The 25,925-nt window shown below is 68.4% G+C and carries 23 protein-coding genes and 3 pseudogenes; 19 read left to right on the top strand and 7 right to left on the bottom strand.

The genetic code is table 11. From position 1 onward, the window contains the following. The first annotated feature begins 76 nt into the window (after positions 1-76). From tsf to ACFVYA_RS12965, 4 genes are all read left to right on the top strand, one after another. Entirely contained in the window at positions 77-892 is an 816-nt protein-coding gene (tsf, locus tag ACFVYA_RS12980) for a translation elongation factor Ts (RefSeq protein WP_387044806.1), read from the top strand. A gap of 152 nt (positions 893-1,044) precedes the next feature. Next, a complete protein-coding gene (gene pyrH / locus ACFVYA_RS12975; protein ID WP_285989259.1) occupies positions 1,045-1,788 on the top strand; it encodes a UMP kinase in 744 nt (247 codons plus the stop codon). A 48-nt stretch (positions 1,789-1,836) separates the two neighbouring features. Then, the gene (gene frr, locus ACFVYA_RS12970; protein WP_020644474.1) at positions 1,837-2,394 is read left to right on the top strand and encodes a ribosome recycling factor; all 558 of its coding nucleotides are present in this window, start codon (positions 1,837-1,839) and stop codon (positions 2,392-2,394) included. Then, a complete protein-coding gene (locus tag ACFVYA_RS12965) occupies positions 2,394-3,518 on the top strand; it encodes a phosphatidate cytidylyltransferase (protein WP_387044805.1) in 1,125 nt (374 codons plus the stop codon). Before frr ends, ACFVYA_RS12965 begins: the two co-directional genes overlap by 1 nt. Here ACFVYA_RS12965 and ACFVYA_RS12960 read toward each other — a convergent pair. Further along, a complete protein-coding gene (locus ACFVYA_RS12960; protein WP_285989261.1) occupies positions 3,515-4,360 on the bottom strand; it encodes a VOC family protein in 846 nt (281 codons plus the stop codon). The two genes, ACFVYA_RS12965 and ACFVYA_RS12960, sit on opposite strands and share 4 nt — an antisense overlap. Positions 4,361-4,474: 114 nt before the next feature. On the opposite strand from ACFVYA_RS12960, the gene ACFVYA_RS12955 reads away from it, so the two are divergent. Then, positions 4,475-5,284, top strand: a complete 810-nt coding sequence (locus tag ACFVYA_RS12955) for a class I SAM-dependent methyltransferase (protein WP_387044860.1) — start codon at positions 4,475-4,477, stop codon at positions 5,282-5,284. On the opposite strand, the gene ACFVYA_RS12950 is transcribed toward ACFVYA_RS12955, so the two are convergent. Next, a complete protein-coding gene (locus ACFVYA_RS12950) occupies positions 5,224-5,844 on the bottom strand; it encodes a PadR family transcriptional regulator (protein WP_285989262.1) in 621 nt (206 codons plus the stop codon). The genes ACFVYA_RS12955 and ACFVYA_RS12950 overlap by 61 nt on opposite strands. A gap of 134 nt (positions 5,845-5,978) precedes the next feature. Here ACFVYA_RS12950 and ACFVYA_RS12945 point away from each other — a divergent pair, with 134 nt between their 5' ends. The 6 genes and pseudogenes from ACFVYA_RS12945 (at position 5,979) to ACFVYA_RS12920 (ending at position 12,657) form a co-directional block, all read left to right on the top strand. Continuing rightward, positions 5,979-6,932 carry a FecCD family ABC transporter permease gene (locus tag ACFVYA_RS12945; protein ID WP_387044804.1) on the top strand — a complete coding sequence of 318 codons (954 nt, stop codon included), beginning with the start codon at positions 5,979-5,981 and terminating at the stop codon, positions 6,930-6,932. After that, the gene (locus tag ACFVYA_RS12940) at positions 6,929-7,954 is read left to right on the top strand and encodes a FecCD family ABC transporter permease (protein ID WP_387044803.1); all 1,026 of its coding nucleotides are present in this window, start codon (positions 6,929-6,931) and stop codon (positions 7,952-7,954) included. Before ACFVYA_RS12945 ends, ACFVYA_RS12940 begins: the two co-directional genes overlap by 4 nt. An 8-nt stretch (positions 7,955-7,962) precedes the next feature. Continuing rightward, positions 7,963-8,764: pseudogene (locus ACFVYA_RS12935) on the top strand (ABC transporter ATP-binding protein). Beyond that, positions 8,754-9,581: pseudogene (locus ACFVYA_RS12930) on the top strand (ABC transporter substrate-binding protein); the annotation flags it as partial. The pseudogenes ACFVYA_RS12935 and ACFVYA_RS12930, both read left to right, overlap by 11 nt. A 188-nt stretch (positions 9,582-9,769) precedes the next feature. Then, on the top strand, positions 9,770-10,255 hold the full coding sequence (locus tag ACFVYA_RS12925) for an Lrp/AsnC family transcriptional regulator (protein WP_387044802.1): 486 nt from the start codon (positions 9,770-9,772) through the stop codon (positions 10,253-10,255). A 107-nt stretch (positions 10,256-10,362) separates the two neighbouring features. Further along, positions 10,363-12,657 (top strand): pyruvate dehydrogenase, encoded by a 2,295-nt coding sequence (locus ACFVYA_RS12920; RefSeq protein WP_387044801.1) that lies wholly within the window; start codon positions 10,363-10,365, stop codon positions 12,655-12,657. On the opposite strand, the gene ACFVYA_RS12915 is transcribed toward ACFVYA_RS12920, so the two are convergent. Continuing rightward, positions 12,650-13,228 carry a hypothetical protein gene (locus ACFVYA_RS12915; protein WP_387044800.1) on the bottom strand — a complete coding sequence of 193 codons (579 nt, stop codon included), beginning with the start codon at positions 13,226-13,228 and terminating at the stop codon, positions 12,650-12,652. The genes ACFVYA_RS12920 and ACFVYA_RS12915 overlap by 8 nt on opposite strands. Positions 13,229-13,383: 155 nt before the next feature. Between ACFVYA_RS12915 and rlmN the strand changes: the two genes are divergently transcribed. The 4 genes from rlmN (at position 13,384) to ACFVYA_RS12895 (ending at position 19,172) form a co-directional block, all read left to right on the top strand. After that, a complete protein-coding gene (gene rlmN, locus ACFVYA_RS12910; RefSeq protein WP_387044799.1) occupies positions 13,384-14,490 on the top strand; it encodes a 23S rRNA (adenine(2503)-C(2))-methyltransferase RlmN in 1,107 nt (368 codons plus the stop codon). 30 nt (positions 14,491-14,520) lie between these two features. Continuing rightward, positions 14,521-14,796, top strand: a complete 276-nt coding sequence (locus ACFVYA_RS12905) for a hypothetical protein (protein ID WP_387044859.1) — start codon at positions 14,521-14,523, stop codon at positions 14,794-14,796. A gap of 348 nt (positions 14,797-15,144) precedes the next feature. Next, complete coding sequence (locus ACFVYA_RS12900) at positions 15,145-15,765, top strand: hypothetical protein (protein WP_387044798.1); 621 nt, start codon at positions 15,145-15,147, stop codon at positions 15,763-15,765. Positions 15,766-16,718: 953 nt separating this feature from the next. Further along, complete coding sequence (locus tag ACFVYA_RS12895) at positions 16,719-19,172, top strand: NACHT domain-containing protein (RefSeq protein WP_387044797.1); 2,454 nt, start codon at positions 16,719-16,721, stop codon at positions 19,170-19,172. A 40-nt stretch (positions 19,173-19,212) separates the two neighbouring features. Here ACFVYA_RS12895 and ACFVYA_RS12890 read toward each other — a convergent pair whose 3' ends face one another. Next, positions 19,213-20,187: a pentapeptide repeat-containing protein gene (locus tag ACFVYA_RS12890; protein ID WP_387044796.1), complete on the bottom strand. Its 975-nt coding sequence runs from the start codon at positions 20,185-20,187 to the stop codon at positions 19,213-19,215. A 373-nt stretch (positions 20,188-20,560) separates the two neighbouring features. Between ACFVYA_RS12890 and ACFVYA_RS12885 the strand changes: the two genes are divergently transcribed. Further along, on the top strand, positions 20,561-20,785 hold the full coding sequence (locus ACFVYA_RS12885) for a hypothetical protein (RefSeq protein ID WP_387044795.1): 225 nt from the start codon (positions 20,561-20,563) through the stop codon (positions 20,783-20,785). A gap of 52 nt (positions 20,786-20,837) precedes the next feature. Here the strand turns inward: ACFVYA_RS12885 and ACFVYA_RS12880 are convergent, their stop codons facing one another. Then, a complete protein-coding gene (locus ACFVYA_RS12880; RefSeq protein WP_387044794.1) occupies positions 20,838-21,077 on the bottom strand; it encodes a hypothetical protein in 240 nt (79 codons plus the stop codon). Positions 21,078-21,187: 110 nt separating this feature from the next. Here ACFVYA_RS12880 and ACFVYA_RS12875 point away from each other — a divergent pair, with 110 nt between their 5' ends. Together ACFVYA_RS12875 and ACFVYA_RS12870 are read left to right on the top strand one after the other, a co-directional pair. Continuing rightward, positions 21,188-21,916, top strand: a complete 729-nt coding sequence (locus ACFVYA_RS12875; protein WP_387044793.1) for a hypothetical protein — start codon at positions 21,188-21,190, stop codon at positions 21,914-21,916. Between the two features lie 215 nt (positions 21,917-22,131). Further along, positions 22,132-22,707: pseudogene (locus tag ACFVYA_RS12870) on the top strand (radical SAM protein); the annotation flags it as partial. Between the two features lie 302 nt (positions 22,708-23,009). On the opposite strand, the gene ACFVYA_RS12865 reads toward ACFVYA_RS12870, so the two are convergent. Then, complete coding sequence (locus ACFVYA_RS12865) at positions 23,010-23,357, bottom strand: nuclear transport factor 2 family protein (protein WP_387044792.1); 348 nt, start codon at positions 23,355-23,357, stop codon at positions 23,010-23,012. A gap of 52 nt (positions 23,358-23,409) precedes the next feature. Continuing rightward, complete coding sequence (locus tag ACFVYA_RS12860; protein WP_387044791.1) at positions 23,410-24,882, bottom strand: MFS transporter; 1,473 nt, start codon at positions 24,880-24,882, stop codon at positions 23,410-23,412. 111 nt (positions 24,883-24,993) lie between these two features. Here ACFVYA_RS12860 and ACFVYA_RS12855 point away from each other — a divergent pair, with 111 nt between their 5' ends. Next, complete coding sequence (locus ACFVYA_RS12855; RefSeq protein WP_387044790.1) at positions 24,994-25,707, top strand: TetR/AcrR family transcriptional regulator; 714 nt, start codon at positions 24,994-24,996, stop codon at positions 25,705-25,707. Positions 25,708-25,925: the final 218 nt, after the last annotated feature.

Raw genomic sequence — 25,925 nt, 5'->3', positions numbered from 1 at the left:
TGGCGCGGTCCCCCCGCGCCCCGCCCCCACGGGCGTAGCAACCCACAGATTTCCTGCAAAGGACGGATTTACCAGAATGGCGAACTACACCGCCGCTGACGTGAAGCGCCTGCGCGAGATGACCGGCGCCGGCATGATGGACTGCAAGAAGGCCCTCGAGGAGAACGGCGGCGACTTCGACAAGGCCGTCGAGTTCCTCCGCATCAAGGGCGCCAAGGACGTCGGCAAGCGCGCCGAGCGCGCCACCGCCGAGGGCCTGGTCACCGGCGACGGCGGCGTCCTCATCGAGCTCGACTCCGAGACCGACTTCGTCGCGAAGAACGCCGACTTCCAGGCGCTCGCCGCGAAGATCGTCGAGGTCGCGAAGACCGTCAAGACCTCCGACGTCGAGGCGCTCAAGGGTGCCGAGCTCGAAGGCAAGACGGTCAACGAGGTCGTCCAGGAGCTCTCGGCCCGCATCGGCGAGAAGCTCGAGCTGCGCCGCGTCGTGGCCTTCGAGGGCCAGACCGCGACCTACCTGCACCGCCGTGGCTCCGACCTGCCGCCGGCCGTCGGCGTGCTCGTCGAGTTCACCGGTGACGACGCCGAGGCCGCCCGTGGTGCCGCCATGCAGGTCGCCGCGCTGCGCGCGAAGTACCTGACCCGCGACGAGGTGCCGGCCGAGATCGTCGAGAACGAGCGCCGCATCGCCGAGCAGACCGCCCGCGAAGAAGGCAAGCCGGAGCAGGCCATGCCGAAGATCATCGAGGGCAAGGTCAACGCCTACTACAAGGACAACGTCCTGCTCGAGCAGCCGTCGGTCAAGGACAACAAGAAGACCGTCAAGGCCCTGCTCGACGAGGCCGGCGTGACGCTGACCAAGTTCGCGCGCTTCGAGGTCGGCCAGGCCTGAGGCCAGGTCCGGGCGTAGGTTTCACCAGTGCCCCGTCTCCGTCCATCGGGGACGGGGCACTGTCAGGTCCGAGGTTGAAAAACCAGGTCGAGGGGCACCCGCCGACGTACTCCCTCCCGCGGAGGCGGCCAACAACACAGGAGGCGACATAGATGGGTGACCGGGTCGAAGGTGGCTACCGGCGGGTGCTGCTGAAACTGGGCGGCGAGATGTTCGGCGGTGGTTCGATCGGCGTCGATCCGGACGTCGTCCACTCGGTCGCGCAGCAGATCGCCGACGTCGCCCGCACCGGGGTCCAGGTCGCGGTCGTGATCGGCGGCGGCAACTACTTCCGGGGCGCCGAGCTGTCGGTGCGTGGCATGGACCGCGACCGCGCCGACTACATGGCGATGCTGGGCACCGTGATGAACTGCCTGGCGCTGCAGGACTTCCTGGAGAAGGAGGGCCTGCCCACCCGCGTGCAGACCGCCATCACGATGGGCCAGGTCGCCGAGCCCTACATCCCGCGCCGCGCCGAGCGGCACCTGGAAAAGGGCCGCGTCGTGATCTTCGGCGCCGGGGTCGGCATGCCGTACTTCTCCACCGACACCGCGGCCGCGCAGCGGGCGCTCGAGCTGGGCTGCGAAGCCGTGCTGATGGCGAAGGCCGTCGACGGCGTCTACACCGCGGACCCGAAGGCCGACCCCACCGCCGAGATGTTCCGCGAGATCACCCACCGCGAGGTGCTGGAGCGGGACCTGAAGGTCGCCGACGCGACGGCGTTCAGCCTCTGCATGGACAACAACATGCCGATCATCGTGTTCAACCTGCTCACCGAGGGGAACATCGCCCGCGCGGTGAGTGGTGAAAGAATCGGCACGTTGGTCAGCACCCCCACTGCCGGGGTGCCGGCCTAGACCTGCTGGGATCAGCAAGCGCCACCCATCACAACAACGGGAGTAGCCGTGATCGACGAGACCCTCCTCGATGCCGAGGAGAAGATGGAAAAAGCGGTGTCCGTCGCCAAGGATGATCTGACGTCGGTGCGCACCGGCCGGGCCACCCCGTCGATGTTCTCGCGCATCGTGGTCGAGTACTACGGCGCGCCGACCCCGCTGAACCAGCTGGCCAGCGTCAACGTGCCGGAGGCGCGGATGGCGCTGATCAAGCCGTACGACCAGACCCAGCTCGTCGCGATCGAGAAGGCCATCCGCGAGTCCGACCTCGGGGTCAACCCGAGCAACGACGGCAACGTGATCCGGATCGTCATCCCGCAGCTCACCGAGGAGCGGCGCAAGGAGATGGTCAAGGTCGCCAAGAGCAAGGGTGAGGATGCGCGGGTGACCATCCGCAGCATCCGCCGCAAGGCCAAGGAAGAGCTCGACCGCATCGGCAAGGACGGCGAAGCGGGCGAAGACGAGGTCGTGCGCGCGGAGAAGGAGCTGCAGAACCTCACCGACACGTACTCGCACAAGGTCGACGAGCTGGTCAAGCACAAGGAAGCCGAGCTGCTCGAGGTCTGATGGCACAGGTGAGCGAGGAACGCGAGGACCGGGTGGACGCCACCGGAGCACACCCGGCGGCCACGCCCGGGACGCCGGAGCCGGGCGACGCCGGTACCCCGGCCACGGGGACGCCGGTCGTGCCGGAGGCCTCGGGCAACGGGGAAGCGGCCCGGTTGTCGGCCGCCGGAACCGCCGCGGCCGGAACTTCCGCGGCCTCGGCCAACGGTGTGGCGGCCGGCGAGGTGGCGGACGCCTCGGCCAAGGGCGCGGCGGCGGAGGCCTCCGCGGCCGACGGCGCGGCCGTGGAACCGGCGCCGGAGGTCAAAAAGGCCTCCAAGGCCGGCCGGAACCTGCCCGCGGCCATCGGGGTTGCGTTGCTGCTCGGCGCCGCGATCATCGTTTCCCTGCTCACCGTTCGCTACTTGTTCATCGGGATCATCGCGGTCGCGATCGCGGTCGGCACCTTCGAATTCGCCGGGGTGCTGCGCCGGGTCGCCGACATCCGGGTCGCGATGATCCCGGTGCTCGTCGGCGGGCAGGCGATGATCTGGCTCGCCTGGCCGTTCGGCCGGGAGGGCGCGCTCACCGCGTTCGTCCTCACCGTGCTCGCCTGCCTGCTGTGGCGGCTGCCCGGCGGGGCGAAGGGCTACCTGCGTGACATCAGCGCGTCCACCTTCGCCGCCGCGTACCTGCCGCTCTTCGGCGCCTTCGCGGCGATGCTCGTGCCACCGGAAGACGGCGTCGGGCGCGTTCTCACCTTCCTGATCGGTGTCGTCGCGTCGGACACCGGTGGCTACATCGCCGGCGTGCTCGGCGGCAAGCACCCGATGGCCCCCACCATCAGCCCGAAGAAGACCTGGGAAGGCTTCGCGGGTTCGGTGATCGGCGGCGTCGTGGCCGGGGCGCTGACGCTCAGCCTGCTGCTCGACGGCCACGTCTGGCAGGGCGTGATCTTCGGCGTCGCCATCGTGCTGACCGCGACCTTGGGCGACCTCGTCGAGTCGCTGATCAAGCGCGACCTCGGCGTCAAGGACATGGGCACGCTGCTGCCCGGGCACGGCGGGATCATGGACCGCCTCGACTCGCTGCTGCCCTCGGCCGTCGTGTCCTGGCTGCTGCTTTCCGCGTTCGTTCCGGTCTAGTCGTCGTAGGGGTCGTCGACCTCCGCGCGGCCCCAGCCTTCGGCGACGCGGGAGTGGTCGATCACCGCGAAGACCGCGCCCTCGGGGTCGGCGAGGATGGACATCCGGCCGAACGGGGTGTCGTAGGGCTGGATCACCACCGTGCCGCCGTGCATGAGTGCCTCGCCCGCGACCGCGTCGACGCCGCGGGCCGGGTCGATGTCGAAGTACACGAGCCAGTGCGGCGGGGTGTCGAGGCTGTACTCCGAACCCATCACGTACCGGTAGAGCACCGGCTCGTGCTCGATGAGCCATTCGACGTAGTCGAGCATCTCGCCGTCGCCGATCTGATGGCTGCCGTAGGTGAACAGCTTGGTGTAGAAGTGATCCGCCGCGACGCCGTCGTGGGTGTTGAGGTCCGCGCCGCTGAAGGTGTTCGGGATCCCGGTGACGAACTCCCAGTTCGGCGGCACCTCCCAGAACACCACCGGCGCGCCGCACGCGTCGATGGCGTGCATGATCGTGCCGCGGTCCGGGATCGCCACCGGCCCGAGCGTGATCCGCCCGCCGAGGTGCTCCACCCACTCGGCCGCGCTCGCGGTGTGGGGCACGGAGATGTGCGGCATCCAGCCCAGCGGTGTGCCCTGGGCCGCGCGGTAGAGCCCGCCGACGGGGAGGGTGTTGAGCGCCGCGATGGCGTAACGGCCGTCGGACGTCGCCGGATCCCGCTGAGTCGTGTACTCCCAGCCGAACAGGGCGCCGTAGAATCTCTCCACCACGGCCTGCTCCCGGCAGGCCAGCTCGATCCAGCACGGAATTCCGGCCGGGACCGGGGACGGGGTACTGGACGGGCCGATTGCCATGGGTGCTCCTCCCGATACCCACCGGATTCTAGGCGTGATCCGTGAGTTTTCCGCCAAGAATTCGCCACCGTGCGAGCACGGCCCGGCGACGAGGACCCGGAAGGAGCAGCGGGGGTGCGGTGGTCGTCGCGGCGCGCGGAGGTCGTGCCCAGCCCCAACATCTGGTACTACCAGGCCGATTACGAGCTGGAGAACCGCGCGCAGGACAGTGGCGGCGAGATCTGGCGGGTGCTTCGGGAGGAGCACGACTGGACCGGCCTGGACGTGCTGGACGTCGGCTGCGGTGACGGGTTTCACTTGCCGCGCTTCGCTCGTGACGCGCGATCAGTGCTCGGAGTGGAGCCTCACGAGCCGTTGGTGCGAAGTGCGCTCAAGCGCGTCGGGGGACTGTCGAACGTGGACGTCCGGATGGGCCGGGCCCAGCGGCTGCCGGTCCGCAGCGCGAGCGTCGACGTCGTGCACGCCCGCACGGCGTACTTCTTCGGGCCCGGGTGCGAGCCCGGGCTGGCGGAGGCCGAGCGGGTGCTGCGGCCGGGTGGCGCGCTCCTGATCGTCGACCTCGACGTGACCAGCGAGCCCTACGGCCGCTGGATGCGCGCCGACCTACCGCACTACGACCCGGGCGCCGTGGAACGGTTCTTCGCCCGGGCCGGGTTCGGCTGCCGCCGAGTCGTGACGGAATGGCGTTTCGCGGCCGCCGCGGACCTCGAAGCTGTGCTGAAGATCGAATTCAGCCGGCCGGTCGCCGAACAGGCGATCGCGGAGGCCTTGCAGCGTAACGGGAATCGCGCTCAGGACCTGACGTTGCCGGTGGGCTACCGCGTCCACACGCGGCTCAAGCCCACCGGCCTCGTCCTGCCAGGTCACTCGGCTTCTTCCGAAGGAGCCGAGGACTCGTCCTCGTCTTCGCCGAGGATGCCGTAGAGCGAGCGCCGGGCGTCGTTGAGGACCTCGGCCGCGCGGGCCTGCTGGCTCTCGGTGCCCGCGCGCATGATCTGCACGACGGCGGCGGCCAGGTTCTTGCCCGCCTTCGCCAGCCCGACCTCGGTCGGGTCGACGTCCTGGGCGATCTGCTCCCACGGCGGGGTGCTGTCCTGCTGCTCCGCGGCGGCACGGCCGGTGTCGGTCAGCTCGAACAGCTTCTTGCCGTGCTCGTCCTTGCTGAGGACCAGGCCTTCGTCGGCCAGCAGCTGCAGCGTCGGGTAGACCGAGCCGGGGCTCGGCCGCCAGAAGCCGCCGGAGCGCTCGCCGATTTCGCGGATGATCTCGTAGCCGTGCCGGGGCTGCTCGGCGAGCAGCGCCAGGATCGCGGCGCGGACGTCACCGCGGCGGCTGCGCCGTCCGCCGTGACCCCGCCGGCCCGGACCGTGGCCGCGACCGCGTCCACCGGGGCCGAAACCCGGGGGGAACTCGCCGAAACCACCGAAGGGCCCGAAAGGTGTGCGCCCACGTTCGTGGGCGAAGGGGTGTCGTTGCCTACGCATGTCTTGTGTTCCTTTCTCGAACTGTTGCGACACGTTCACGATATATCGGAAACAGTCGGTTCGCAACCTGTTGCCGGTGAGCTCGCTCACGAACTTGAGCCGGCCAGATCCGGCGACCTAGATTAGGCACGGCCGTGGCCGCCGCCGTGCTGCTCAGCATCGGCGTCGGCACCCGCGGCCTGAGCCCGGGCACCGTGCTCGACGCGCTCTTCCACTTCGACGCGGGCAACCCCGACCACCTCGTGGTCCGCGAACTCCGCCTCCCGCGCACGCTCGCCGGGGTGCTGGCCGGTGTCGCGCTGGGCCTCTCCGGCGCCGTCATCCAGGGCGCCACGCGCAACCCCCTGGCCGATCCCGGGCTGCTCGGCGTCAACGCGGGCGCCGCGCTCTTCGTCGTCCTCGGCATCGGCACGTTCGGCATCACGAGCGTCGGCGGGTACGTCTGGTTCGGTTTCCTGGGCGCCGCGGCCGCCGGCGGCGTGGTCTACGGCGTCAGCTCCCTCGGCCGGGCCGGGGCGACGCCGATGAAGCTCGCCCTCGCCGGTGCCGCGGTGACGGCGGCGCTGGCCTCGGTGACCAGTGCGCTGCTGCTCACCGACCAGACCACGTTCGACCAGTACCCGTTCTGGCAGGTCGGCTCGCTGACCGGCCGCGACGCCGCGACGATCACCCAGGCCGTGCCGTTCGTGGTGGCGGGCGTGCTCCTCGCGCTGGTCGCCGCGCGCCGGCTCAACGCGCTCGCGCTCGGCGAGGACGTCGCCCGCTCGGTCGGCCAGAACGTGGCCGTGGCGCGGCTGGTGTGTGCGCTCGCCGTCGTCGTGCTGTGCGGTTCGGCGACGGCGATCGCCGGGCCGATCGCGTTCGTCGGGCTGACCGTCCCGCACGCCGCGCGGCTGGTCACCGGGCCCGACCACCGCTGGCTGCTGCCGTACTCCGCCTTGCTCGCGCCACTGCTCCTGCTGGTCTCCGACGTCGTCGGCCGCGTGGTCGCGCGCCCCGCCGAGGTGCAGGTCGGCATCATCACCGCGCTCGTTGGCGCGCCCGTGTTCGTGTTCCTGGTGCGGCGCCGGAAGGTCGTGGCGGTGTGAGCGCCGTCGAGGTGGTCGCCGCCGCGCGTCGACGCGGCGCCGCCCGGGCCCGCGTGGTGACACTGGGGTTGCTGCTGGCGATCGTCGTCGTCTTCGCGGGTTCGCTGGCCGTGGGTGACTTCCCGGTGTCATTCGCCGACCTCCCGGGTCTCCTGTTCGGCGACGGAGTCGGTCGCGCCGCCTACGTCGTGACGGAACTCCGGCTGCCGAGAGCGGTCACCGGCGTCCTCGTCGGCGTCGCCTTCGGGACGTCCGGGGCGCTCTTCCAGCGGCTGCTGCGCAATCCGCTGGCCAGCCCGGACGTCATCGGCGTGACGCAGGGGGCGAGCGCCGCGGCGGTCGTCGCGATCGTGCTGTTCGGTGCCGCGGGCCCGGTGGTTTCGGCCGCGGCACTGGCCGGCGCGCTGCTCACCGGCGTCACGATCTACCTGCTCGCCCGCCGTGGTGGCGTCCACGGCTACCGGCTGGTGCTCGTCGGCGTCGGCGTCGGCGCGGTGCTGACGAGCGTCGTCTCGTACCTGATGACCTGGGCCGACGTCACCGTCGCCCAGCAGGCCCTGGTGTGGCTGACCGGCAACCTCAACGGGCGGAGCTGGGAGCACGTCGTCCCGCTCGCGGTCGCGCTCGCCGTCCTGCTGCCGGCGGCGCTGCTCCGGGGCCGCGCGCTCGCCGGGCTCCAGCTGGGCGACGACACGGCGGCGGGGCTGGGGCTCGACGTCGAACGCAGCCGCCTGGCTCTGCTGCTGATCGCCGTCGCGTCGTCCGCGTTGGCGACGGCGGCCGCGGGGCCGGTCGCGTTCGTCGCCTTCGTGGCCGACCCGATCGCGACGCGGCTCGTCGGCGGCGCTCGCGCGGGACTGCTTCCCGCGGCGCTGACCGGCGCGCTCGTCGTGCTGCTGGGCGACTTCGCAGCCCAGCACCTGCTCGGCGAACAGCTGCCGGTCGGTGTCGTCACCGGCGCCGTCGGCGCCCCGTACCTGCTGTGGCTGCTGGCCACCGCCAACCGCGCCGGGCGAGTGTGAGGAACGCCGTGACACTGCACACCGAGAACCTCGAACTCGGCTACGGGCCGCTGCGGGTGGTCCAGGACCTCTCGGTCCGGATCCCGCCCGGCAAGGTCACCATGATCGTCGGGACCAACGCCTGCGGGAAGTCGACGCTCCTGCGCGGCCTCGCGCGGCTGCTGACTCCCACAAAAGGTGCCGTCTACCTCGACGGCAAGGGCATCACGACGTGGCGCAGCAAGGACGTGGCGACCGTGCTCGGCCTCCTCCCGCAGTCGCCGGCCGCGCCCGAAGGCATCACCGTCGCCGACCTCGTCGGCCGCGGCCGCTACCCGCACCAGGGCGTTTTCCGCCGCTGGAGCGCCGAAGACGACGAAGCCGTCGCGCGCGCCCTGCTCGCGACCGACACCGTCGAGCTCGCCGCCCGCCCGGTCGACGAGCTGTCCGGCGGGCAGCGCCAGCGCGTCTGGATCGCCATGGCGCTGGCGCAGCGGACGCCGTTGCTGCTGCTCGACGAGCCCACGACGTTCCTCGACATCGCCCACCAGGTCGAGGTGCTCGACCTGCTGTGGACGGCCGGACGATCGTGATCGTCCTGCACGACCTCAACCTGGCCGCCCGCTACGGCGACCACCTGATCGCCATGAAGGACCGCCGGATCGCCGCCGAGGGCGCGCCTGCCGACATCCTCACCGCCGAGCTCGTCGCCGACGTCTTCGGCATGCCCTGCCGGGTCATCGAGGACCCGGTCTCCGCCACGCCCTGGTCGTCCCGATCGGCCGGCGGCGGGCCGCTCCCCGAGAAGAAGGAACCCCCGATGCGTCCTAAGTGGACACGACTGACCGCCGCCCTCGCGGCCGTCACGTTGCTCGCCGCCTGCGGCCGGCCGGAAAAGCCGAGCAGCTCCGGCGTCGGCGACCAGGACGTCGCCACCGGCGGACGGCTGTTCTCCACCGCGGACAGTGAAACGGCCAAGCTCGGCGCGGACGTCGGCCCCGGCCTCTTCCCACGCACGGTGACCCACGCGCTCGGCAAGACGAAGCTGGACAAGAAGCCCACGCGGGTCGTCGTACTCGACAGTGGCGAGCTCGACGACGTCCTCGCGCTCGGCGTCACCCCGGTCGGCATGGCCACCACGGCCGGGCAAAGCGGCGTGCCGTCCTACCTGGCCGATCGCGTCAAGGGCATTCCGACGGTCGGGGACATCAACAACCTCAACCTGGAAGCGATCGCGGCGCTGACGCCGGACCTGATCGTCGGCAGCAAGCTGCGCGCCAACGACCTCTACCCGCAGCTGTCGAAGATCGCGCCGACGGTGTTCAGCATCCGGCCCGGGTTCCCGTGGAAGGAGAACCTGCTGCTGGTCGGGGCTTCGCTGGGCGACGAGACGAAGGCCGTCGGGCTGCTGAACGACTACCAGAAGCGCGCGAACGAGGTGAAGGCCGCGGTCAAGGGCGCGCCGAAGATCTCGCTGCTGCGGTTCCTCTCCGGCAACATCCGGCTCTACGGCAACCTGTCCTTCATCGGCGTCATCCTCAAGGACGTCGGTCTCGAGCGGCCCGCGAACCAGAACGTCAACGAGCTGGCCGCGCAGATCTCGAAGGAGCGCATCGACGAGGCGGACGCCGACTGGATCTTCTACTCCAGCTACGGCGCCGGACCGAGCGCGGACGAGAAGGCCGTCACGAGCAGCGGGCTGTGGGCGGGACGCGGTCAAGGCGAAGCACGCCATCCCGGTCGCCGACGAGGTCTGGTTCCTCGGCCTCGGCCCGATCGGGGCGATGAAGGTCCTCGACGACCTGCAGAAGTACCTGGGCTGAGAAGATCGGCCCCGTGCCGGAAACCATCGACGAGATCGACGCGCGCCTGCTGGAAGCGCTCGGGGAAGACCCCAGGGCCACGGCGGTCGCGCTGGCCGAGCGGCTGGGCCTGTCCCGCAACACGGTGCAGGCCCGGCTCGCGCGGCTCGAACAGCGCGGCGTCCTCCGGTCGTTCGAACGCCGCATCGATCCGGCGCGCCTGGGCTACCCGCTGCGGGCGTTCGTCAACGCGATGGTCGACCAGCGGCGCCTGGCCGAGATCGCCAATGCCCTCGCCGCGATTCCCGAGGTCACCGAGGTGTGCGGGCTGACCGGGGCGAGCGACCTGATGGTGCAGGTGGTCGCCGTCGACGCCGACGACCTCTACCGGATCGCCGGGCACATCCTCGCCTCGCCGGGGGTGGAGCGGACGAACATCTCCCTCGTCATGCGTGAGCTCGTCCCGTACCGCCTGGCGCCCCTGCTGGAGCGCGTGCATTCTGCGCAGCCGGAGACCTGAGCCTTCGGGATTCGGTGCGCATTCTGCGCACTTTCGGCGGCATCGGTTGTGCGATGCGTCCACCAGTGCTGTCCTGGTGGGCGCTTCCTGCACGAAAGGTGTCGACGATGACTCAGGCCCCCGTGACCGCCCCGGCGCTCACCGCGATCGAGCAGCGGGTGCTGTGGCTCGCCACCGCGATCGTGCACCAGGCCAACCGCGTCCGGCCCAACCCGTCCGGGCTCAAGGTCGGCGGGCACCAGGCGTCGTGCGCGTCGCTGGTCTCGATCATGACGTCGCTGTGGTTCCGGCACCTGCGCCCCGAGGACCGCGTCTCGGTGAAGCCGCACGCGTCCCCGGTGCTCCACGCGATCAACTACCTCCTCGGCGAGCTGGACGAGGCCTACCTGCCGACGCTGCGCGAGTTCGGCGGCCTGCAGAGCTACCCGAGCCGCGCCAAGGACCCCGACCCGGTGGACTACTCGACCGGCTCCGTCGGCATCGGCGCGACCGCCCCGATCTGGGGCGCGCTGGCCCGCCGCTACCTGACGACCCGGGGTTCGTCGGCGGGGACCGGCCGCCAGTACTCGCTGGTCGGCGACGCCGAGCTGGACGAAGGCGCGATCTGGGAGGCCATTCTCGACCCGGGCGTCGCCGAACTGGGCGAGATCGTCTGGATCGTCGACCTCAACCGCCAGTCCCTCGACCGGGTCGTCCCGAACATCGCGGCCGGGCGGCTGCAGGGCATGTTCGACGCGGCCGGCTGGCAGGTGCTGACGCTGAAGTACGGGCGGCTGCTGGAGGAGCTGTTCACCCGGCCCGGCGGCACTGAGCTGCGCGCCCGCATCGACGCGATGCCGAACCCCGAGTACCAGCGGCTCCTGCGCTGCGACGCCGCGCAGGTGCGCGACCGGCTGCCCGCCGGCGACGACGCGCTGGCCGCGCTGGTGGCGTCGCTGGACGACGAGACGCTGCTGGCCGCGATCCGCAACCTCGGCGGGCACGACCTCGGCTCGCTCGACGAGGTCTTCGCGTCCATTGCGGACGATCGGCCGACGGTGATCTTCTGCTACACCGTCAAGGGACGCGGTCTTCCCACGCAGGGGCACCCGCAGAACCACTCGTCGCTGCTGACCGTGGCGCAGATGGAAGAGCTGGCTTCGTCTCTGGGAACGGACCTCTCGTCGCCGTGGGAGCGCTTCGCTGACGGGTCCGCCGAAGCCGCGTTGTGCGCTGAAGTCGCTTCGCGCCTTCGCCGTCCGGACGTTCCTTCGGCGCCTTCGCTGGACCTGCCGGTCGACATCGGGCGGACGCCGTCCGGCACCGCGACGACGCAGGCCGCGCTGGGCCGCGTGCTGCTCGACCTGACGCGCGAAGCGCCCGAAGCGGCGAAGCGGGTGGTGACGGTCAGCCCCGACGTCAGCTCGACGACCAACCTCGGCGGCTGGGTCAACAAGGTCGGCGTCTGGTCGGCCACCGAGCGCCGTGACTGGTTCGAGGACGACCCCGAGACGATCATGCACTGGCGGGAGAAGCCGACCGGTCAGCACGTCGAGCTGGGGATCGCCGAGACGAACCTGGTCGGCCTGCTGGGCGAGCTGGGCGCGACCTGGAGCCGCTGGGGCGAGCCGCTGCTGCCCATCGGCGTCATGTACGACCCCTTCGTCGAACGGGCGCTGGAACCGTGGTCGTTCGGCATCTACGCGGGCGGGCAGTCGATCCTGATCGGGACGCCGTCGGGGGTCACGCTCGCGCCGGAAGGCGGCGCGCACCAGTCGATCACCACGCCGTCGATCGGGATCGAGCAGCCCGGCTGCGTCAGCTACGAACCGGCGTTCGCGATCGACACCGAGTGGACCCTGCTGGCCGCGCTCGGCCGGCTCGGCAAGCCGGGCGGGACGTCGTCGTACTTCCGGCTCTCGACGCGTCCGGTCGACCAGACGCTCGCCGCGGTGCCCACGGATCCGGCCGCCCGCGAACGCCGTCGCCGCCAGGTCGTGGCGGGGGCGTACCTGCTGCGGCGCGCGGCTTCACCAGCCGTCACGCTGGCGGCGATGGGGGCGCTGGTGCCGGACACCCTGGCGGCGGCCGAGCGGCTGGCCCAGGTCGGCGTCGAGGCCGACGTCGTGTGCGTGACCAGCCCGGGCCTGCTGTTCGAGGCGCTCCAAGCCCGGTCCGGCCGGGGGAGCGCCGAGTCGTGGATCCTCGACCAGGTCTTCCCGGCTTCGCGGGCGAAGCCGCTGGTCACCGTGCTCGACGGCCACCCGCACACGCTGGCGTTCCTGGCCGGGATCAACCGGGTGCCGTCGGTCGCACTCGGCGTCACCGGCTTCGGGCAGTCGGGATCGCTCGAGGAGGTCTACCGCCACCACGGCATCGACACGGACGCGATCATCCGGGCCGCGCTCGACGCCGTCAGCTGAAGGTGGCGCCGGCGAGCATGGCGTCCATCTTGGCGTCCCAGCCGGGGAAGGACCCGTACTGGACGATCAGGATCCGGCTCGTCGGCAGCCACCACATCCGGACCTGGTTGTTCTGCGCCGAGTTCTCGCAGGTGACCTTCCAGCGGCCGTATTCGGCGTTCTTGGGTCCGATCGGCGCGAAGCCGGAGTCGAGGAGGGTGCTGCCGGTGGCCTCGGTGGCCTTGCCGGGCGGGGACGCGGGGGTGATGCAGGTCGGCAGGTCCGTGCCGGTGTACCAGCCGAAGGGCCGCTTCGTGCTCGGGAGGTTGATCGGCGCGCCGGAGTCCGGCTTGCGCAGGTTCACGACCCGCGCTTCGCAGGCCACGGCGCCTTCGGTGATGCAGCCGTCCAGCAGGCCGTCCGGGCTGTGCTCGGTGTAGGTCGCGCCCGCCGGCAGGGGCAGGTGCAGGGACCCCACGGTGGCGCGCGGCCCGCTCGGCGTGCTCGGCGCGGGCGGGTTCCCGGCCGGGGTGCTGCAGGCGGCGGCGCTCAGGATGACCGCGACCACCAGGACAAGGTGCCGGAAGGACACGCGCTCACCTCTTTCGTCGGGCGCCAGGTTTCACGCCGTCGATCATCCCTCCGGGTGACGCGGCCCCACCGACCGGGGGCGGCCCGTGACCTGGCGGACACCGGGCCGGGGTGGTACCGGCAGTGCCGGCGGGCGCGTGGGACACTGGTCCGGTTATGACTGCCCTTCCCCTCGTCTTCGACGCGCCCAAGCGCGGCCTGCCGCCGCGCCACCTCGCCGACCTCTCGGTGTCCGAGCGTGCGGCCGCGGTCGCCGAGCTGGGGGAGAAACCCTTCCGCGCGAAGCAGCTGTCGAACCACTACTTCTCCCGCCTGACGGTGGACCCGGAGGAGATGACGGACATCCCCGCGGCGTCCCGGTCACGGCTGGTCGCGGACCTGATGCCGACGCTGCTGACCGAGGTCCGCGCGCTGGCGGCCGACGACGGCGCGACGCGCAAGACGCTGTGGCGAGCCCACGACGGCACGCTCCTGGAGAGCGTCCTGATGCGCTACCCGGACCGAGCGACGCTGTGCATCTCGAGCCAGGCGGGCTGCGGCATGGCGTGCCCGTTCTGCGCGACCGGCCAGGGTGGTCTGGACCGGAACCTGTCGACGGCGGAGATCGTCGACCAGGTCCGTTCGGCGGCGGCGGTCATGCGCGACGGCAAGATGCCGGGCGGCCCCGGGCGGCTGTCGAACATCGTCTTCATGGGGATGGGCGAACCACTCGCGAATTTTCGTCGCGTTATATCGGCGATATATCGAATTGTCGATCCGGCTCCTGCTGGGCTTGGTATTTCCCAGCGGTCGGTGACGGTCTCGACCGTGGGTTTGGCGCCGGCGATCCGAAAGCTTGCCGACGAGAAGATGCAGGTTCGCCTCGCGGTATCGCTGCACACGCCGGACGACGAGCTGCGCGACACTCTCGTGCCCGTGAACAACCGGTGGTCGATCGACGAGGTCCTCTCCGCGGCGCGGTACTACGCCGACACCTCCGGACGGCGCGTGTCGATCGAGTACGCGTTGATCCGGGACATCAACGACCAGCCGTGGCGGGCGGAGCTGCTCGCGAAGCGGCTGCGCCGGCATCTGGGTCAGCTGGTCCACGTCAACGTCATCCCGCTGAACCCCACCCCGGGCAGCAAGTGGGACGCGTCGCCGAAGCCGGTCGAGCGCGAGTTCGTGCGGTTGGTGAACGCCGGCGGCGTCGCCTGCACCGTCCGGGACACCCGCGGCCAGGACATCGCCGCAGCCTGTGGCCAGCTGGCCGCCGAAGGCTGAGTTGTTCGTTTCGATGATGGAGTGTTTGTCGTGATGTATGCCCCCAGCCTGTTGGATCCGGCTGCGGAGGAGCTTCGGCTCGCGGACGTGGTCGGCCGCGGCGCCACCGAAGTGGCGCGCGAGGCGCGGACGTTGTTGGGTGAGCGGTTCAGCTCGGTGACGTTCATGTACGTGCTGATGCGCGCGTTCGAGGTCGACTACACCGCGGCGCGCGATGCGTCGCGGTGGCATGAGTTCCACGGTGGGCCACGAGCGCTGTCGGACGCGGACCTGGAGAAGCTGCTCGCTCCGTGGCTCGAGCGCTGATTCTGGTTCAGCTGATCCGGTAGAGGCGCCCGCTCTGGACGGCGAGCACCATGAGTGGTTGGGGTGCCTCGCCCCGAGGCCTGTCACTCGTGCCGTCGCACTCGACGGCTTCGCGTTCAAAAGACTGGAGAAGAACTTCATGGGCGCTGCCGGGTTCCGATCCGCGGTGCCCGCCACGGATTGGGCCAGTCAGCTTGTGACGTCGAGTGCCTAGACTCTCGGCCATGACCGACCTGCTGATCTACAACGGACCGGCCGTCGCCGAAGGCCGAGGTGACACGCACCGGCGGCGTCCCCTCGGCGCCCGCGGACTTCGGCTGACCTCGCTGCGCTGCCTGCGAGGGACCGATGAAGTTCGTGGCCCAGGTCGTGCTCGACGCTTCGACGATCCTGTCGATCTTCCTGTGCCAGAACGATCCCGGTCTGTGCGACGAGCGGGACCCGGTATCAGGCGGTAGTCGTGCCCTGCTGTTCCGGCGCGGTGACCTCGTCCCCGCCCTCGTGCCGGACGGGGACGAGACGCAGCTCGCGGAGGTGTGCGGCATCGAGGTAAAACCGGTCGATGCCGACGGCTACGACGAAGCGCGCGGTAAGTGGTCAGCCGAGACGGGCCGTCCCGAGGCCGAGATCCTCGGCATAGTTGGCGGCGCGCCGGCACGCTGCGGCAGCGCGCCGCGCACAAGCGGCCTCAAGTCGGCGGGGATTGAGACCTGCACGCCCGGTCATTCGCCACCGACGTGCAGCCAGGCCGTGGCGGAAAAATCCTTGCCGAGGCCGATCTCGATTTCCGTGAAGGTCACCCCGAGCGGCTCGTGGTCCAGGTCACCGGGGATGTCCCGGTACAGCTGGTTGGACACAACCAGCACGACCTGCGCCCCCGGCGTGTCTGCGAGCGCCGCTCGAGCCTGCATGCCGAGTGCTGCACGCATGGAAATGGGACGACTCTTCAACGTGGTCCGGGTGGTATGACGCAGGAATCGCCGGGGAAACCGACGTAGCTGCGTTCTCGCCCGACGATGACTTCTTGGAGCACTTCTTGCTCGACCGAGATGGCAACGTGTGGCGCCGCTGGTACGGAGATGAAAGCCGCCAGCCCGGACATGAAACCTGGCACGAGCGGGAGAACTGGGGGCACCCAGGGGCGTCAGCGAGGGCGGTGACGGCCTTCCGCCAGGCCGTGGGCCAGCGCGAGATCTTTGTGGTCGACAGGGCAGGTGATCTCGCCGACCGATGGCATGACGGAGGCGAAGTCTGGTCGGCGTGGGGCGTCATTGAAACGCCTGACGACCTAGTCGATGTGGCTGGAGCAACGACCAGCGCATTTCGTGTCTGGTGCGTCGGCGTGGGGAGTGATGGACACCTCTGGTCGCGTTCGTACGACAGGGCCTGGATGCCGCAGTGGCAGCGAGTCGGCCTCCGCCACTAGCTGTTCGGGATGGGTCTCCCGAGGTGGAGTGCACGCTCATCGGCACGAGCGTGCATTCCACGCGATTGCCGCGCGGATCCCATGAGTTCGAAACGCGATCGCTATCGCCGGCACCTGCGCCTACGGTTGCAGCGAGCCCGCCCAAGGCGCATCTACCCGGTAAGGGTGCGTCCTGCCCGTCGCATGGTGGGGGTGGCAGCCCGTTCGAGCCGGGCCGGGTCCGGGGAACCCACTTCTCGACGGGATGTGTCTGGGTTCCTGCCTCATCGCGGCATGAGAGTACGCCTGCAGTGGGTGGAAGTTGACATGACCGCTCAGAACTGAGCTCGACAGCTCGACCTCGCCGGACCCTAAGAGGGCGCTGCTAAGAGGGGCAAAAACCTAACCAGGCCAAACTCGGTCGGCCAGGGTAACTCTCGCTCCGAGAATCACGTCCGTAACGCCCGGAGGTGCCTCGACGACCTCCGATTGAGGACTACTGGAGGGGAGGCGCTGCGTGAACGACTACGGGAACGCGACGTTCGTCGAACAGGTCAGACACGCTCTCCGGGTCAACGGCTGGCGAGTCGATCCGCCTAGTGTCGACTTTAGCCCTGATCTCCTGACCGCTCGTCAATCCCGGTTTGGAGAGGATTCCACAGTCCTGGTCATCTGCGTCGACGGTGACGAGCCGCTTCAGCCCGAAGAAATCAACCAACTTGTCGACGAGCACTGGGATGAATCCGGTGGTAAGTATGACGAACTCCTTTTGGTCACTCAGATCGATATACCAAGAGAAACTGTGAGGCAGTTGAAACAGTTCGGAGCTGTGCGCGGCCGCGCGCTTGCCCAACTGCTCACCGGGGCGATGGATCTGACCACATATCTTAATGCACTGGTCGAAGGTTACGAGACGTCCCCCGATGGTCTCTCGCACTATTACCAACTGCCACAGGCAGTTAACCATGGGTCAATGCTGGACGTCGTGCTCGACTGGATCGACCCGTCGGGCGAGCCCAATCCGTCTCGACCGGAATGCAGTCAGCCTGTAGCGATCCTTGGGGCATACGGGAGTGGAAAAAGTTCCTTCGCTACCTACCTGTCTGCGTTTCTCGCGCGCAAAGCCCTTGTGGATCGGAACGCCCGAATTCCGATCCTCATTCGTTTGGGTGAAATTTCGGGCGAGCAATCAGTGGAGGGTCTGCTCGGCAAGCACTTCACCGCTGGCAACTCGGTACCCGGATACTCGTTCGCCGCGTTTTGCGAGCTCAACCGGTCTGGTCGCCTCGTCATCATCCTCGACGGCTTCGACGAGATGAAGGAAATGCTAACCTGGCGCGAGTTCAAGTTTAACCTCGCACAACTGAACCGCCTGCACTGCGATGCTACCAGACTGGTCATCCTTGGGCGGCCGACTGCGTTCGAAACCGATGCCGAGCAGGCCATGGCGCTGCATGGTATCCGCCGGGCAGGACGCATCGTGGTACGGGAACCGGACTGGCCGGATTACTACGAACTGGAAATCGCTCCGCTGGACGAACTGCAGATGCAGAATTTCCTATTCAACTACCTCACGTATCGCGACAGCCCCATAGTGCGTGATTCGCGACTACTCGACCAGCTCTGGCACAAAATCGGCTCGGGTCGCTTGCGTGACATGGCCAAGCGTCCGGTGCAATTGCGAATGCTAGCACACATTTTACCCTCATTTGGCGGTGAGATCGAGGAACTCGATCTCGGTGTTCTCTACGACCTGTTCATCGAGCAGCTTATCAACGAGATCATCGACCGGGAGGAGGTGAAGAACAGTCGCCTGGCTTTCAGTGGTCCCGAGCGGCTCCGCTTCCTGCGCGATTTCGCCTTCTGGCTATGGCGCAACCACGAGTCCGTGGCGATCGGCGATCTGATCCCCGAGGAGATCGTCCAGCCATTCGTGAACGGCCGGGACTCCGAAGCGGTGCGCCGAGACCTTCTGGCGGGCTCGCCGCTGGACCGTCGAGCAGGTGAGCGCTTCCGATTCCCGCATCGCTCATTCCAGGAATTCTTGGTGGCCAAAGAGATCTGGGCTCGACTCGGCGACGGATCACTCAACTTGGCTGACGCCAATAGCCTTATCACCAAGGAAGTCGCCGACTTTATGGTATCGGTGAAGCACCAGAAGGAAGTTCTACTCACCCGCCAACTCCTTCCGAGAGTGTCCGGGTCACTTCCATGGCGGACGGTGAACGCCCTGTTCATGGATGAGCGGGTGATGGAGACGATACGCGACAAGGTCGACGACATCGGGCGTCAGCGCACGAACGTGGGGCTTTCGGCTTGGGAACTTCTCCTATTGGCGCTGTGGCGCAGGGAGAAACGGGAAGGTCTCCGACACCTCACACCCAAAGAAGTCCTGGCGATTGCACGGAGGTCCGACGATGTGTCGCTTGCCGGCCTCGCGTTCTTCTGTTCTCTGCTGCTCGGTGATACTTCGGGTCAATGGCAGGGCGCCTCTTTCGATCTGCTCGACGTCATGGTGTCCAACCGCGGACAGGTCGAGCGCGTGGGGGCAGGTGCCGTGAACGCCCGATCCGTGTTTCCCTTGCGCGGCGACTTCGTCGCGTCGCGACGCAAAGGGACGCTTCAAATCGGCCGATACGTGGGCCGGGGTCGGATCGCATCCGACAAGGGTAAGCGCAAGATCCTTCATGCTGAGTCTCTGGATATTCAATGGATTCCGGAATTTGCGCTAGACGTCGCCGTACGGTTGGAGGTTGTACGCGCTGGCAAGCGGATGGAGCTGCGTGGCTTGCGCAACGTATTTGTTCGGCACCTGCTCGACGTGGCTTTCATTGACGACTGGATGGTACAGGACGCCCTTAGGTCCGACGTGTTAAAAACGGACTGGCTCGAACTGGGAAGCAACCACTCGCCCATCCTTACCCGTATTACCGAGGTGCAACAGGCATACCGAATCGCGACAGGAGAGTAGTGCGAGTAGAATAGATGGAAAGCGGATATTCGCAATCCATTCATTCGTCTGGCGAAGTTTCGGTTCGGGAGTGGCCAAGTCCCTCGACATCGGCGATCTTGGCTCCTCGCAGGTCGGCTCCGGCGAGATCTGCGCCTACCGCGGAGGCAGAATGTAGATCCGCCTCCGTCAAATCCGCGCCGAAAGCAGTAACATTGTCGAGTCGCGCTTGGATGAGCGTCGCTTCCCGAAGTCGGGCCCGTCCCAGCTGCGCTCCGCTCAAATCCGCGCCGACGAGGTCCGCACGGGTGAGATCAACACCGGTGAGATCGGCGTCCACCAGGGTTGCGCCGCGGAGACTCGCAGCTCGCAGATCGGCCTCGCTCAGTACGGCCCCGTCAAGCTGGCTGCCGTCGAACACAGCTCCGGACAACCGCACGCCTTCGAGACGCGCCCCGCGCAGGTCAGTAGCCGTGAGGTCGATCGGGACTGACGCCGCCGAACGAGGCCGCCTACCAAGGACGATCACGGCCGCGTGCACGTCGGTCACGGGCTTCGTCGACCGATCCGAACCGTCGTCATGCTCCAGTTGTATCGGAGCAGATTCTCGAACGAAGGCGGCCAACACGTCCACCACAGTCCGTTGGTCCTTGGCCGAGTCCCGCATCACGTGTTCGAGCGCGTAGACCCCGCCGATCCGTTCGGCCAGCTTTTCCGAGGCGAGTAACGCGATTGCTTTCGCGTACCGATCCGCATGCTGACCACGACGTGTCAGCACATATGTCCGGACGGCCATGACGACGGCGCCCAGAGCGACGACACCGGTCACTGCAGAAATTAGTGTCTGCCGCACACTGTTGATCGCGTCGACTCGTTCTTTACCAGCCAGCACGGTGACTGCGTCCCCGGCGACGAAAAGAGTCGCGGGGCCGAGTAACCAGACGATGGCAGTTACTGTGGCGAACCCGACTGCTAAGCCTACCAATACGGACAACCAGCGCACTCTTGTTACCGCCTTACTCAGGTATCGGTACATGCTTACTCCGCACTTTCACCGACATTTCCGCACCGAACCGCGCCTCTGCCCTCTAGATCGTTGGTGCTGAAATTGTTGTTACGCCCACTGGCTGCGGCTATCAGCCGCACCGAGCTGACGAACTACTCAAGTTCAACCAGCATCAAGGTTCTCGAACGATACCGAGACGCTGCTCATCGAGCCGACGGACCACGACCACCCGGTCCGGGTCTCCGAGCGCACGATCGCCGACGCCCGCCGACGCCTGCTTGCCCTTGCCGACCGCAACCTGCTGCGACCGCACTCGGACACCCACTGATTCGGCCTCCACGACCTGGTCCGGTCGTCGGGCCGGCTGCTGCCCGACGACGGCACGGGGTACGACCGCGAGCACGTGCTCAAGCACCTCCACCGGGCGTACTGGGTCACCCTCCAGCAGGTCGAACTGTGGCGGTACGGCGGCCGGCCGCTCAGCGGAACGCTGACAGCACCCGAAGGAGACACGCCGCTCGTCCCGATCCTCGACGTGAACGCTGGCGACGCCGGGGTGCTCCGGGAGCGCGAGAACCTCATTGGTTCATCGATGCGCTCGGGGACCGGCCGTTCTTCGGAGCGGTGATGCTGGCTGCGCAACTGCGGGACCTCGGGATGCTCGCCGACGCCGAGCGCTGCTACCGATCCGCTGAGCGTTCCTGGGCCGCGATCGGATCCGAAGATGGACGCGCGCTCGCCGTTCGCGGATGTGCAGAGACTGCCGCGAGGAGGGGCGACGCCGCCGCGCGCAGGGAGTACCAGCGGGCCAGGAAGATCAGCCGCCGGGCAGGCGACACCATGGGGATCGCACTGGCCGCGGTCTCGGGAGCCTCGGTTTCCTGGTTGACGATCTCGACGTGGCCGAGGAACACCTGCATCGGGCGGCCTCGCTGCTCGCCGAACACCCACGAACGTGTGAAAGACGCCCCATCGCGGTGCGGGACTACGGGAAGACACTGGCCGCGCTCGGCGAGGTCGAGCACACCCGGTGGGCGTCGCGGTGGGGCTCGCGCTGTCTCTGACCGGTACCGGGAGCCCGCTGTTCGCGGCCGAGGCGCTCCGCTCCTGGGGATTTGCGGCAGCCGCGCTGATCGGGGCGGCGGCGCTGGCCGGCGGGATCGCCGCGTTGTGGCATCGGCACCGGCCGGGGGAGGTGCCGTGGTGGGGCGGTCCGGTCGCGGCTCTGCTGTTCGCCGGGGCGGTCGAACTCACCTACACGTTCACTGCGGCTGGCTCAGTCGGCGGGGTGACCGAGATCCGGCTGATGCTGACCGGTCAGCCGTGGTGGGCGTTGCTCACCGCGCACGGCGTTGTCGCGGTACTGGCTTGGCGGGCCGCGACCGGTGTCCGGTTGCGGCTGCTGCTGATCGCCGCGACGGTGTCGGTATTCGTTGTCCTACCCCGGTTGGCAATGGCGGACTCCGTCACGGTGGAGAACGCGACCGACCACATCGTGTTCGACGGCTTGGTAGCTTCGGGCGCGGGCTTGGCTGTCTTCCTCGGCTGCGCGGTGATCGGGGGCCGAGCCGGGGTCGCGGTGGGTGCCGCGGGTGCGTGGCTCGCAGCGCTGCTGACCGCGCTCGCGCTGACCCTGGCGTTCGCGCATCCCACGGCGATGGCCTGGTATTCGGTGCGGCAGGCGGTGCTGACCCTCGCCCCTGCGCTGCTGCTGGTGGCGGGCATCTCCGCGGTCGCAGTCGGCCGTCGGCGCGCGTGACACAGACCGGGCGGCTGGGCCAGCACACTGTCTGGGTCGACAGAGCCGCACCCGATGAGCAGGCTTGCCGACACCCCGGGAAGCCCGCTCCCGGAGCCACCGCTCCAAGAGCGGGCAACCTCGGACGGCGTCGGCGCACTTCGGGGTGACGAGGAACATAAGCCAGCAAACCGGCGCTCTGACCTGCATAGACGCCCTTCGTCGTAGTTTGTAAATGGGTAGGGATGGGTGAACCTCTGGCGAATTTTCGTCGCGTTATATCGGCGATATATCGCATCGTTGATCCGGCTCCTGCCGGCCTCGGCATTTCTCAGCGGTCGGTGACGGTGTCGACGGTGGGTTTGGCGCCGGCGATCCGGAAGCTGGCGGACGAGAAGATGCAGGTGCGGTTGGCGGTGTCGTTGCACACGCCGGACGATGAGCTGCGGGACACGCTGGTGCCGGTGAACAACCGCTGGTCGGTCGACGAGGTGCTCTCGGCGGCGCGGTACTACACGGATACCTCGGGTCGGCGGGTGTCGATCGAGTACGCGTTGATCCGGGACATCAATGATCAGCCGTGGCGGGCGGAGTTGCTGGCGAAGCGGTTGCGGAAGCACTTGGGTCAGTTGGTGCACGTGAACGTGATCCCGTTGAACCCTACGCCGGGGTCGAAGTGGGACGCCTCGCCGAAGCCGGTGGAGCGCGAGTTCGTCCGTCTGGTCAACGCCGGGGGAGTGGCGTGCACGGTGCGGGACACCCGTGGTCAGGAGATCGCCGCGGCGTGCGGCCAACTCGCCGCCGAGGGGTAGGTCCCAGGACGCGGACGTGCCATTGGTGGGTTGGCAACGTTCGCTCAGCGGCATGTGCGGACGTTGGCTCTGTCAAACGAACGCCCGGTGCAACTCGGGTTGAGGGCAATGCGTGCGTCCGGTGGCGGGGCGGCGGCCGGAGGCGTTCGATGCGGGTGGTCAGCATCCGGTGGGGAATGGTCATTGATGCAGGGCGCGGTCAGACCGTGCCCGTAGTGCAAAGGAAAGCCGTGTTGGACATGGCGGTAGCGCTGTCCAACACGGCGTCACTTCCTGTGTTCCACGAAGGTCGTGGGGTGGGTTCAGCCGAAGAAGTTGTAGGCCTGGCGGATGCGGTCCTTTTCGAGCGTGAGGACTCCGTAGCCGGTGGCCACCGGTGCGGCTTGCTCACCGAGGTGCCACGAGTACAGGGCCACGTTGTTGTGCGTGCTGATCAGGTGGGTGAGGCCGAGAACGAGATCGCCCAGCTTTTCGCGTGACTGGCCGATTGCACTGGCGACCGCGTCCCTGCCCTCGGCGGTCCAGTCCGGGTCGATGATGTCGGCGTCTTCGGTGAAGATCGCTTGGATCGTGGCCCGGCGCTGGTCGTCGTTGACGTCGTTCCATGCTTCGAAGTACTTCCGCACGAGTTCGTCGGTGGCGGTGCTCACTGCTGAGTCTCCTTGTCCAATATCGGGATGGTTGGTGTGTCGGGACGATCAATTAGTCGGCGGCAACGCCGATCTCGTCCGTGTTCTCCCGTGACGTCGTGACGTCCTGGGAAGCTTTCGGCTGTCGTTTGAGCAGGAATGCCAGGAGCCCGCCGGCCATTGAGGCGATCCCGCCGGTCCAGAGCGCCACGCGAAGTCCTTCCACGATGGCGGTCGGCGCCGGCGCGGCTCCGGGGTGAAGGTCGAGGCCGGCGTTGGCGATGGCGACGAGCACGGCGAGGCCGATGGCGCCGCCGATCTGCTGTGAGGTGGTCGCCAACGCGGAGGCGACACCTTGCTCGCCGGGCGCGACTCCGGAGGCCGCGGCGACGAACATCGCGGGAAAGGTCAGACCGCCGCCGAGACCCCACACGAGGAGACCTGTCAGCACCGTCCAGAACGAGGCGCCGGTGGCCATGCCCACGGCGAGCAGGACCATCCCGATGCCGTTGACGAGCATGCCGACGAACAAAGTGGTGCGGACGCCCCACCGGCCGAGCAGAGCTCCGGTCAACTTCAACGACGCCGCCATCGAGACGAGAGTCAGTGGCACGAACGCCAAACCGGCCTGCAAGGCGTTGTACCCGAGCACGTCCTGCAGGTAGGTGGTGAACAGGTAGTACGCTCCGCCCAGGGCACTCTGGAAGACGAGGATCACAGCAATCGCGGTGATCAGGCTGCGGTTGCCGAACAACCGCAGCGGGATCAGGGGGTCGGCGGTGCGGTTCTCCACGACGACGAACACGGCGAGCAGCACCAGGCCGGCGATCAACGCCCCTGCACCCCGCAGCGAGTTCCAGCCCACTTCCGGTCCGCTGACCAGTCCAAGGACCAGCAGCGAGGAGCCCGCGGTGGCCAGGATCGCGCCGGCGACGTCGAATCCGCCGCCATCGGTCGCGCGGTCGGTGTCGGACGCGAGCACCGGACGTGCGGCGGCCGCGGCGACCAAAGCCAGCGGCACCAGGAGGAACAGCACCCATTGCCAGCCCCAGGCATTGGTGACCACGCCGCCGAGCAACGCGCCGGCGGCGAGCCCGCCGCTGCCGGCGGCTCCCCACACCGACAGCGCGCGGTTGCGTTCGGCGCCTTCCGCGAAGCTTGTGTTGATCAGCGTGAGCGTCGCCGGAGTGAGCAGCGCGGCGCCCAGGCCCTGAATAGCGCGCGCGGCCACCAAGGCTTCGGGGGTGGCCGCGAAGCCCCCGGCCAGGCAGGAGAGCCCGAAGAGGGCGAGTCCGAGGACGAACGTGCGCCGTGGGCCGAACCGGTCGACGATCCGGCCGCCGAAGAGCAGGAACCCGCCGAACCCCACCGCGTAGGCGCTGACGACCCACTGCAGTGACTGCGCCGTGAATCCCAGCTCACGGCCGATGTCGGGCAAGGCGACGTACACGATGTTGTAGTCCAGCGCGACCACGAACTGAGCGAACGCCAGCAGCGCGAGGGCGAGTCCGGGCCGCCGAGGTGGCCCGCTGACTGAGATGTCCATCGATTCCTTCCTCCGAGCCGTTCTACACGGCAGACATTTACTACACGGCGTTCAGTAACAGTACGGCGTATAGTAGCCGAGCGCTGTAGAGTGTCAAGCGTGGAAGTTCGGGTGCCCAGCAGACGAGAGCGACTACGCGCGGAGGCCAGCCAGGAGATCAAGGCGATCGCGCTGAGACTCATGACCGAAGGGGGACCGGCTGCCATCTCCCTGCGGGCGATCGCCCGCGAGATGGGGATGACCGCCGGGGCTCTCTACGGCTACTACGCCACGCGCGACGACCTGATCAACGCGCTGATCGCCGAGGTGTACTCCTCGCTCGCCGACGCGGAGGAGGCCGCCCGCGACGCCGTACCGGAGGGAGATCCCGTCGGCCGGGTGCTGGCCGTCGGTGAAGCATTCCGGCACTGGGCGATCGGGCGCCCCGAAGAGTTCCAGCTCATCTACGGCGACCCGGTTCCTGGTTACGAGGCACCCGAGGGCGGTGCCGCGGCGGAGGCCGAACACCGTGCCTGTGCCGTGCTCACCGGACTCGTCGCGGCCGCCTGGCCGCAGGCCCAGAATCTGCTGTCCGACAGCGACTACGCGTGGTCCGACTTCGAACCCGGCTTCGCCGCAGTGATCAAGGAATCTTTCCCCGACCTGCCACCGGCGGCTGTCGCGCTGGCGATGCGCGTATGGGGCCGGATGCACGGCCTGGTGGCCCTGGAAGTCTACGGCCACCTCCGGCCCCAGGTCCGAGATCCGGCGAAGCTCTATCGCGCAGAGCTGCTCGACCTGACCACAACACTGGGACTCGCATCGCCGACGAAACGTCCAACGTGAACACCGCTCGTCCCGGCTACAAGGCCCGGTCACGGACCGGATTCGCCTGACAGGCGATGGCTGACGGAGCCGGACCTCCAGCGCAGTACCCGCAGTACCGGACGGTCACTTCCGAAGGCCTAATACTCCAGCCGCACTTCGTGACACTCAGGGTGTAGCGTATCGATCTTGTGCTGAGTGATGATGACCTGGCTGCCTGGGTGTCCGGGTTGGATGAC

It is taken from the genome of Amycolatopsis sp. NPDC058278, from assembly GCF_042881395.1.
In the GTDB taxonomy this organism is placed as follows: domain Bacteria; phylum Actinomycetota; class Actinomycetes; order Mycobacteriales; family Pseudonocardiaceae; genus Amycolatopsis.
Note: the sequence above shows the minus strand (reverse complement) of the source record. Positions and strands in the feature narration are given on the sequence as shown.